Origin of the sequence: Streptomyces sp. NRRL B-24572, assembly GCF_002156145.1 — a bacterium.
GTDB classification, from domain to species: Bacteria; Actinomycetota; Actinomycetes; order Streptomycetales; family Streptomycetaceae; genus Streptomyces; species Streptomyces vietnamensis.
Genome location: NZ_MWIG01000568.1, coordinates 1 through 7976, shown reverse-complemented (window position 1 = coordinate 7976; position 7976 = coordinate 1). Strand labels below are relative to the sequence as shown.

Sequence of the window (7976 nt, the reverse complement as noted above, 5' to 3'; positions counted from 1 at the left end):
TCCACGACCTCGCCGCCGTCCTCTTCGCCGCCGACGCCTGCGGCACCGCCGCCCGCGCCGTCGAGACCGCCGCCGAACACGCCCGCACCCGCGAGCAGTTCGGCCGGCCCATCGGACAGTTCCAGGGCGTCAAACACCTCTGCGCCGACATGCTCGTCCGGCTCGAACAGGCCCGCGCCCTCACCTGGGACGCCGCCCGCGCCGCCCAGGACAGCCAGGAGGGAGTCCGCTCCCTCACCGCCGCGCTCGCCGCAGCCACCGCCCTCGACACCGCCTACACCTGCGCCAAGGACTGCATCCAGATCCTCGGCGGCACCGGCTTCACCTGGGAGCACGACGCCCACCTGCTGCTGCGCCGCGCCCTCGTCGCCCGCCAGCTCCTCGGCACCGGCGACCACCACCGGCTCGCCGCCCTCCGGCACGCCGCCGCCGGCGTCCGGCGCGGCCTCCGCCTCGACCTGCCGCCCGAGGCCGACGCGTACCGCCGCGCGGCCCGCGAGGCCGTCGCCCCCGCCGCCGGGCTCGACCCGGCCGCCGCCCGGCGCGCCCTCGCCCCCACCGGCTACGCCGCCCCGCACCTCCCGGAGCCGTACGGGCTCGGCGCGGGCCCCCTCCAGCAGCTCGCCGTCCAACGGGAGCTCGACGAGGCCGGGATCAGCCTCTCCGGGCTCGGCATCGCCACCTGGGTCGTCCCCTCGCTCCTCGCCCACGGCACCCCCGAGCAGCAGGCCGAGCACCTCGCCCCGACCCTGCGCGGCGAGCGCCTCTGGTGCCAGCTCTTCTCCGAGCCCGGCGCCGGCTCCGACCTCGCCTCCCTCCGCACGCGCGCGGAGCGGACGGAGGACGGGCGCTGGCGGATCAACGGGCAGAAGGTGTGGACGAGCGCCGCCCAGTGGGCCCACCACGGCATCCTGCTCGCCCGCACCGACCCCACCGCCCCCAAGCACCAGGGGCTCACCTACTTCCTCGTCGACATGAAGAACACCCCCGGCATCGACATCCGGCCGCTCAAGGAGATCACCGGGGACTCCCTCTTCAACGAGGTCTGGTTCGACGACGCTCTCCTGCCCGCCGACGCCGTCGTCGGCGAGGTGAACGACGGCTGGCGGGTCGCCCGCAACACCCTCGGCAACGAACGCGTCCACATGGCCGACCAGGTCGCCTTCGACACCGGCCTCGAAGCCGTCATCGCCCAGGCCGACCGGGTCGACAGCTCCGTACGCGTACGGATCGGAGCCCTGCTCGCCGAGGCGCACGCGCTCGCGTGCATCGGTCTTCGCACCACCCTGCTCCAGGTGTCCGGCCTCGAACCCGGCGCGGGCGCCAGCGTCCGCAAACTCGTCCAGACCCTCCACCAGCAGAAACTCGCCGAACTCACCCTCGAACTCCGCGGCCCCGAGGGCGCCGTGCGCGAGGGCCCCGGCGAACGGGCCGTCCACGGCCTGCTCATGTCCCGCTGCCTCACCATCGCGGGCGGCACCACCCAGGTACAGCTCAATGTCGTCGCCGAGCGCCTGCTCGGCCTCCCGAAGGACTGAGGGGGAACTCGGAAATGGGCAAGGCGTATGTCGTCGGCGTCGGCATGACGAAGTTCGAGAAGCCGGAGACCCGGGACTGGCAGTACTGGGACATGGCGAAGGAGGCCGGCACCGCCGCCCTCACCGACGCCGGCGTCCCCTACGCGCGCGTGGAGCAGGCCGCCGTCGGCTACTGCTTCCAGGCCTCCACCGCAGGACAGCGCGCCGTGTACGAACTCGGGCTCACCGGCATCCCCGTCTACAACCTCAACAACAACTGCGCCACCGGCTCCACCGCCCTCATGACCGCCCGGCAGTTCGTCGAGGGCGGCATCGCCGACTGCGTCCTCGCCCTCGGCTTCGAGAAGATGGCCCGGGGCGCGCTGGGGGGCGGGTCCGGCGCCGGGGCCCGCGGCGGAGCCGCTGATGTCGGGGGCAAGACCTCTCCCGTCGCCCGGCACTACGGCATCATGGCCGCCGCCCACGGCTTCGAGATGTCCCCGCCGACCGCCCAGATCTTCGGCAACGCCGCCCGCGAGCACATGGAGCGGTACGGGACGACCGAGGTGCAGCTCGCCGCCGTCGGCGCCAAGAACCACCAGCACTCCGTGAACAACCCCAACGCCCAGTTCCAGGACGTCTACACGGTCGACGAGATCCTCGCCGCGAAGACCGTCCACCGGCCGCTCACCAAGCTCCAGTGCTCGCCCACCTCCGACGGCGCGGCCGCCGTCGTCGTCGTCTCCGAGCGCTTCGTCGACGAACACGGGCTGCGGGGGCGGGCCGTGGAGATCGCCGGGCAGGCGATGACCACCGACACCGGGGAGTCCTTCGCCTCCGGGTCCTGCATCGACGCCGTCGGCCGCCCGATGTCCCGGGCCGCCGCCCGCCTCGCGTACGAACGCTCAGGGCTCGGCATCGAGGACGTCGACGTCGTCGAGCTCCACGACTGCTTCTCCGTCAACGAGCTGCTCACCTACGAGGCGCTCGGCATGTGCGAGGAGGGCGCCTCCGGCAAGCTCGTCGAGTCCGGCGCCACCACGTACGGCGGGCGCTGGGTCGTGAACCCCTCCGGCGGCCTCATCTCCAAGGGCCACCCGCTCGGCGCGACCGGCCTCGCCCAGGCCGCCGAACTGGTCTGGCAGCTGCGCGGCGAGGCGGGGGCCCGGCAGGTCGCGGGGGCGCGGGTCGGGCTCGCCCACAACATCGGCCTGGGCGGGGCCGCGGTGGTGACGCTGCTGCGGAAGGCGTAGGGCCCTGGAATCCAGGGGCGCCCTGCCGTTCAGGCCGGGCGCCCCTGGCGCGACCTCGCGGTGTACGCGCGGAACGCGGCCACCGCGCCCGCGCCGAACCAGCAGATCTCGAACGCCGCCCGCGCCGCCCCGTGCAGCGGGTGGCCGGCCGTCGGGGCCGCGAACTGCCCCCACAGGAAGGCGAGTCCGGTCACCGCCGACACTGCGACCGACAGTCGCACCGCGCGTCGGCCCGGTCTGGTCCACGCCCACCAGCCGGCCGCCGTGTACACCGCCAGCTCCACCCCGAACGCCGCCACGTCGACCGCCGTCACGCCGCTCACCGGGCCACCCACCAGGCGGAGGCCAGGTGCAGGACCGCGAACGCGCCGGCGCCGAGGCCCATGCCGAGGTTGCGCAGCCGGAACCCGATCGCCGAGTCCGCCACCTGCGCCACGCCCGACACCAGCAGCATCGACCGGGCCACCGCCGTGTCGCCCGTCCACATCGCCGCCGCGGTGGCAAGGCCCAGGGGGACCGCCCGTGCCGCGTAGGCCTGGACGTACACCTGAGTCCCGGTGGTGACCGGCTCCCCGTCGGGCAGCGCGAGGCCGGGCCTGAACACCCCGGCCACGCTCGATCCCGCACTGGCCAGTGCGGCCAGCCCATTGGCCGCCGGCAGAACATCCATTTCATCTCCCCCTGAATCATTCGAGCTGTGAACGATATGGTGACGGTATCATTCTGGGCATGAACGATGTCAAGGGAGCAGCCGCATTGCGCGCCACACTGGTCTTCAACCTGGGCACCCTCGGCGCCCTGGCCTCCGACCGCTTCGCCGCCCGGGTCGAGGCGATCGGACTCAAGCCCAAGCACGCCGGGCTCCTCGCCGCCCTCGACGCCGGATCCGGGGCCTCCCAGCAGGAGTTGGCCACCCGCCTCGGCGTCGCGCCCAGCCTGATCGTGGCCCTCGCCGACCAGCTCCAGGAGCTCGGCGCGGTCGAACGCGTCCGCGACCCCGAGGACCGCCGTCGCCAGGTCCTCACCCTCACCACCGAGGGCCGCCTCCTCCTCGCCCGCTGCGCGGAAGCCGCCGAGGAGGCGGACGCCGAACTGACCGCCGGGCTCAGCGACGTGCAGCGCGCCGCCCTGACCCGCGGCCTCAGCGCCCTCGGTGAGCAGCAGGTCCCGCGCTAGAGCCGGGCGGCGGGCCCCGCGCCGGGACCGAGGGGCGGGATCCGCACCAGGACCGAGCCGCAGGTCCTAGGTGTATTGATCACGAGCGTTGTTGACACTGGTTTGGTCTTGAACATGGCGAAGACCTCCGGTGTGGTGGGAGCTGTCTAGGAACTCACCGCACGGAGGTCTTCGTGCCCCACCGTAATGCCCGGCTGACCGTCTTCGGTAGGAGACTGCTGGTCGAACGTGTCTGCTCAGGCCGTCCGGTCGCTCATGCGGCGGCCGAGATGGGGATCTCCCGGGCCACCGCCCACAAATGGATCCGCCGGTGGCGGACCGAGGGCGAGGCGGGACTGCACGACCGGTCGAGCCGGCCTCACACCACCCCGCACCGGACCGCCTCCGCGATGGAAGAGCGGGTCTGCGAGCTGCGGCGGACCCGCAAGCTCGGCCCGGCCCGGATCGGCCCGATCCTGGGCCTGCCCGCATCGACCGTGCACCGGATCCTGACCCGCCACCGGCTGAACCGGCTGGCCTGGCTCGACCGGCCGACCGGAGTCGTGATCCGCCGTTACGAGCGTGAGCGCCCCGGCGAGCTGATCCACGTGGACGTGAAGAAGCTCGGCCGGATCCCCGACGGCGGCGGCCACAGGACCAACGGCCGCCAGGCCGGCCGCCCGATCCGCGGCATGGGCTTCGACTACGTCCACTCCGCCGTCGACGACCACTCCCGACTCGCCTACAGCGAGATCCACCCGGACGAGAAGGTCGCGACCTGCGCGGCCTTCCTGACCCGCGCGGCCGCGTTCTTCCAGGCCCAGGGCATCGACCGCATCGAGCGGGTCCTGACCGACAACGCCTGGGCCTACCGCAAGGGCCTGGCCTGGAAGAACGCCCTCGCCGAGCTCGGCGCGACCGGCAAGCTGACCCGGGCCTACCGGCCGCAGACCAACGGCAAGGTCGAACGCTTCAACCGCACCCTCCTCGACGAGTGGGCCTACCTGCGGCCCTACACCTCGAACACCGAGCGGACAGCGGCCCTGGCAGACTTCCTCCACACCTACAACCACCACCGCTGCCACACCGCACTCGACGGACACCCGCCCATCACCCGCGTCAACAACGCTGCGGGTCAATACACCTAGGCCCTGTCGTCAGGGCTTCACCGACCGGTAGTAGCGCCGCGCGCCGTCGTGGAGCTTCAGGGGCTCGGTGTACACCGCCGTCCGCAGGTCCACCAGCTGGGCCGGGTGGACCTGGCGGCCGATCCCGTCCCTGCTCCTGATCACCGTACGGGTGAAGCCCTCCACCAGGTCCTCGTTCGCGTCCACCGTGGTGACCAGCAGGTTCGCCACCGCCAGGGTCTCGACCGGCTGTCCGTCCTGCGCCTTGTCGTACGCGTCCGCGGGGATCACCGCCGACCGGTAGTACCGGGTCGAATCGCCGACGTCGTGCAGCCGGTCGACCAGCTTCGCGTCCAGCGGGATCAGCCGGATCGGGAAGCGCTCGGACAGCGTCTGCACCGCCTGGGTGGGCAGTCCGCCGGACCAGAAGAAGGCGTCGAGCTCGCCGCGCTCCAGGAGCCTCGGCATCGTGTCGATGCCCGCCGAGACCGGTCGGATGTCCCGGGTGGGGGCCAGGCCGGCCGCCGCGAGCACCCGGTCGGCGATCAGCCGTACGCCGGACCCGTCCTGGCCCACGCCGACCCGCAGGCCACGCAGGTCCCGGACCTTCTGCAGCGAGGAGCCCTTGCGCACGACGAGCTGGACGTAGTCGTCGTAGAGCCGTGCGCAGCCGCGCAGCCGCTCGAAGCCGGGCCTGCGCTCGCGCTGGTACTGGGCCACCGCGTCGGCCGTCGCGACCGTGAAGTCGGCCTCGCCGGTCGCCACCCGGGCCAGGTTCTGCTGGGAGCCCTCGCTGGCCTTGAGCTTTATCGACACCTCGGGCAGGTCCTGCGCCAGGGCGTTCTTGAGGAGCTCCCCGTACTGCTGGTAGACGCCGGTGGGGACACCCGTACTGAAGGTGACCGAGCCGCTCGGGGCGGGGGAGCCGAAGGGGACCAGCCACCACACGAGCACCCCGCACAGCGCGAGCAGCGCCGCCGAGACCGCCAGGAGACGGCGGCGGGCGGCACGGGAGAGCGAGGCGAACATGCAGCGATCCTGCCAGGTGGCCGGCGTGTCTGGCCAGGATCGACGGTGCGGGGAGCCTGGCCGGGGCCGGTACGAAGGGGTCGTGCGGCCCGGCGCGAGGGGCTCCGCGGGCCCGGTACGAGGGGCGCCGCGACCAGGTACGAGGAGCCGCGTGGCCCGATGGTGAGGGCTGGTCCGGCCCGTGCGGGTGTGTGCGCGGGGCTTCGGGCTCCGTCGGTGGGCCGCGGTCGGGTCCGCGGTGCTTCGGGCCCGCCGGTGGGCCGCGGTCGGACACGCGGGGCTTCGGGCCCGTCGGTCGGCCCGCGGGGCTCCGGGGCGGCCGTCGTGCGGATCGGTGCGCCCGGGGGACCGGCGGGCCGGTCCGTACGACCCCGAGTGCGCTCCGCCGAAGTGGTGAGCGGGCCCGTCGGTGCGCCCCGCGCCGTGTGTCGCGCCGGGGTGCCGGGGCCCCGGCGGTTAGCGTCGGAGCGCGCTCGGTGATCTTGAGGACAGTCCCCTGTCCGCCCCTGGCGTCCCCTCCCGAGCCGCCCGACCCGAAGCGTGACGTCGTCCCGCCGTCCCGCGCCCGTCGACCCGGTCGGCCCGCAGTGCCGCCTCACCCCGCCACGGCGGTGAGGCGGCGCACCACCTCGTCCCGGCCCAGAGCCCGGGCCACGGCGAAGAGGTCCGGGCTGCGGGTGGCGCCCGTGAGCGCGACCCGGGCCACGTTCGCGACGACGCGCGGCGGTCCCGCCCAGCGGTCCGGATCCCCGCGCCAGGTGCTCGTGTCCGGGGCGAAGCCGTGGCGCCCGGCGATGTCGCCGAGCTTCGCGTACCACTCGTCGGGGGAGACGGCGGCGAAGTCGGCGGCGATCCGCCGCACGAGCTCCGGGGCGAGGCCGCCGTAGCGGTCGTCCCCGGGCGCCGGTGCCGGGCCGAAGAGCTCCGCGAAGAAGAAGCCGTACCGGTCGCGGAAGCAGGACCAGCGCTCCAGGTCCTTGCGGGCGGGCGCGCCCTCCGGCCGGCCCGTGGCCACGGCCGCCAGGGCGAGCTCCTCGTGGCGAGCGAGGACGGAGGCGAGCTCCGGGTCGTACTCCTCCGCCCAGGCGAGGAGCTGCGCGTACAGCTCGCCCGGGGTGAGCGAGGCGATGAACTCCCGGCTCAGGGAGTGCAGTTTGGGCAGGTCGAGCAGAGGGCCCGAGGGGCGCATGCCGTCGAGCCGGACGTCGGCGGCGAGCGCCTCGGCGGTGGGGACGTCCATGAGCCGGATGTTGGCGAGGCCCCGCAGATAGTGCTGGACGGCGGCCGGGGGATAGCCGGCGGACAGGTAGTAGTCCACCGACGCCTCGGGGTCCTTGCGCTTGCTGAGCTTGCGGCGCGAGGGCCCCTCGGCCTTCATGAGCGGGGCGAGGTGCGCGTACGCGGGCGGCTCGAAGCCCAGCGCCGCGTGCAGCTGCAGATGGACCGGGGTCGAGGAGAGCCACTCCTCGCCGCGCACCACCAGCGTCACCCGCATCAGGTGGTCGTCCACGACGTGCGCGAAGTGGTAGGTGGGCAGGGGGAGTTCCTCCTGTGAGGACTTCAGGAGGACGATGTCGTTGCCGTTGTCCTGCATGGTGACCGAGGCCCGGATGCGGTCCGTGAACCGGACCCGGCCGGGGAACTCGTACGGGCAGCGGAACCGCACCACGTACGGCTCGCCCGCCGCGAGCCGACGCGCGGCCTCCTCCGGCGCGAGCGTCCGGCACGGCGCCCAGCGCCCGTAGTAGCCGAGCGGCGAGCGGCCCGCACGCTGCTCCTCCGCGCTCCGGGCGAGCAGCTCCTTGCCGCAGAAGCAGGGGTACGCGCGGTCGCGTCTCAGAAGCTCGCGGACATGGCTGAGGTAGATCTCCCGGCGCTCCGACTGGAGGTACGGG

At 73.6% G+C, this 7976-nt stretch carries 8 protein-coding genes; 4 read left to right on the top strand and 4 right to left on the bottom strand.

Annotated elements, in window-relative coordinates; translation table 11 throughout:
- Together CCN56_RS30190 and CCN56_RS30185 are read left to right on the top strand one after the other, a co-directional pair.
- On the top strand, positions 1 to 1538 hold a 1538-nt coding region (locus CCN56_RS30190; RefSeq protein WP_086831115.1), incomplete at its 5' end, for an acyl-CoA dehydrogenase family protein.
- 14 nt (positions 1539 to 1552) lie between these two features.
- Positions 1553 to 2770: a lipid-transfer protein gene (locus tag CCN56_RS30185; protein ID WP_086831114.1), complete on the top strand. Its 1218-nt coding sequence runs from the start codon at positions 1553 to 1555 to the stop codon at positions 2768 to 2770.
- 29 nt (positions 2771 to 2799) lie between these two features.
- Here the strand turns inward: CCN56_RS30185 and CCN56_RS30180 are convergent, their stop codons facing one another.
- Both CCN56_RS30180 and CCN56_RS30175 read right to left on the bottom strand, forming a co-directional pair.
- On the bottom strand, positions 2800 to 3093 hold the full coding sequence (locus CCN56_RS30180) for a YrdB family protein (protein WP_256962244.1): 294 nt from the start codon (positions 3091 to 3093) through the stop codon (positions 2800 to 2802).
- Positions 3090 to 3440 (bottom strand): hypothetical protein, encoded by a 351-nt coding sequence (locus CCN56_RS30175; RefSeq protein ID WP_143664666.1) that lies wholly within the window; start codon positions 3438 to 3440, stop codon positions 3090 to 3092. The genes CCN56_RS30180 and CCN56_RS30175 overlap by 4 nt, the downstream gene beginning before the upstream one ends.
- 59 nt (positions 3441 to 3499) lie before the next feature.
- Here CCN56_RS30175 and CCN56_RS30170 point away from each other — a divergent pair, with 59 nt between their 5' ends.
- Together CCN56_RS30170 and CCN56_RS30165 are read left to right on the top strand one after the other, a co-directional pair.
- The gene (locus CCN56_RS30170) at positions 3500 to 3946 is read left to right on the top strand and encodes a MarR family winged helix-turn-helix transcriptional regulator (RefSeq protein WP_086831112.1); all 447 of its coding nucleotides are present in this window, start codon (positions 3500 to 3502) and stop codon (positions 3944 to 3946) included.
- Positions 3947 to 4119: 173 nt separating this feature from the next.
- Positions 4120 to 5073, top strand: a complete 954-nt coding sequence (locus CCN56_RS30165) for an IS481 family transposase (protein WP_086831111.1) — start codon at positions 4120 to 4122, stop codon at positions 5071 to 5073.
- 9 nt (positions 5074 to 5082) lie between these two features.
- On the opposite strand, the gene CCN56_RS30160 is transcribed toward CCN56_RS30165, so the two are convergent.
- Together CCN56_RS30160 and CCN56_RS30155 are read right to left on the bottom strand one after the other, a co-directional pair.
- Entirely contained in the window at positions 5083 to 6081 is a 999-nt protein-coding gene (locus CCN56_RS30160; RefSeq protein ID WP_086831110.1) for a TAXI family TRAP transporter solute-binding subunit, read from the bottom strand.
- 595 nt (positions 6082 to 6676) lie between these two features.
- On the bottom strand, positions 6677 to 7976 hold a 1300-nt coding region (locus CCN56_RS30155), incomplete at its 5' end, for a glutamate--tRNA ligase (protein ID WP_086831109.1).

Excerpts from the sequence above, each read along its gene's own strand:
- CCN56_RS30185 (WP_086831114.1), top strand. The coding sequence starts at position 1,553 with ATGGGCAAGGCGTATGTCGTCGGCGTCGGCATGACGAAGTTCGAGAAG.
- CCN56_RS30175 (WP_143664666.1), bottom strand. The coding sequence starts at position 3,440 with ATGGATGTTCTGCCGGCGGCCAATGGGCTGGCCGCACTGGCCAGTGCG.
- CCN56_RS30170 (WP_086831112.1), top strand. The coding sequence starts at position 3,500 with ATGAACGATGTCAAGGGAGCAGCCGCATTGCGCGCCACACTGGTCTTC.
- CCN56_RS30160 (WP_086831110.1), bottom strand. The coding sequence starts at position 6,081 with ATGTTCGCCTCGCTCTCCCGTGCCGCCCGCCGCCGTCTCCTGGCGGTC.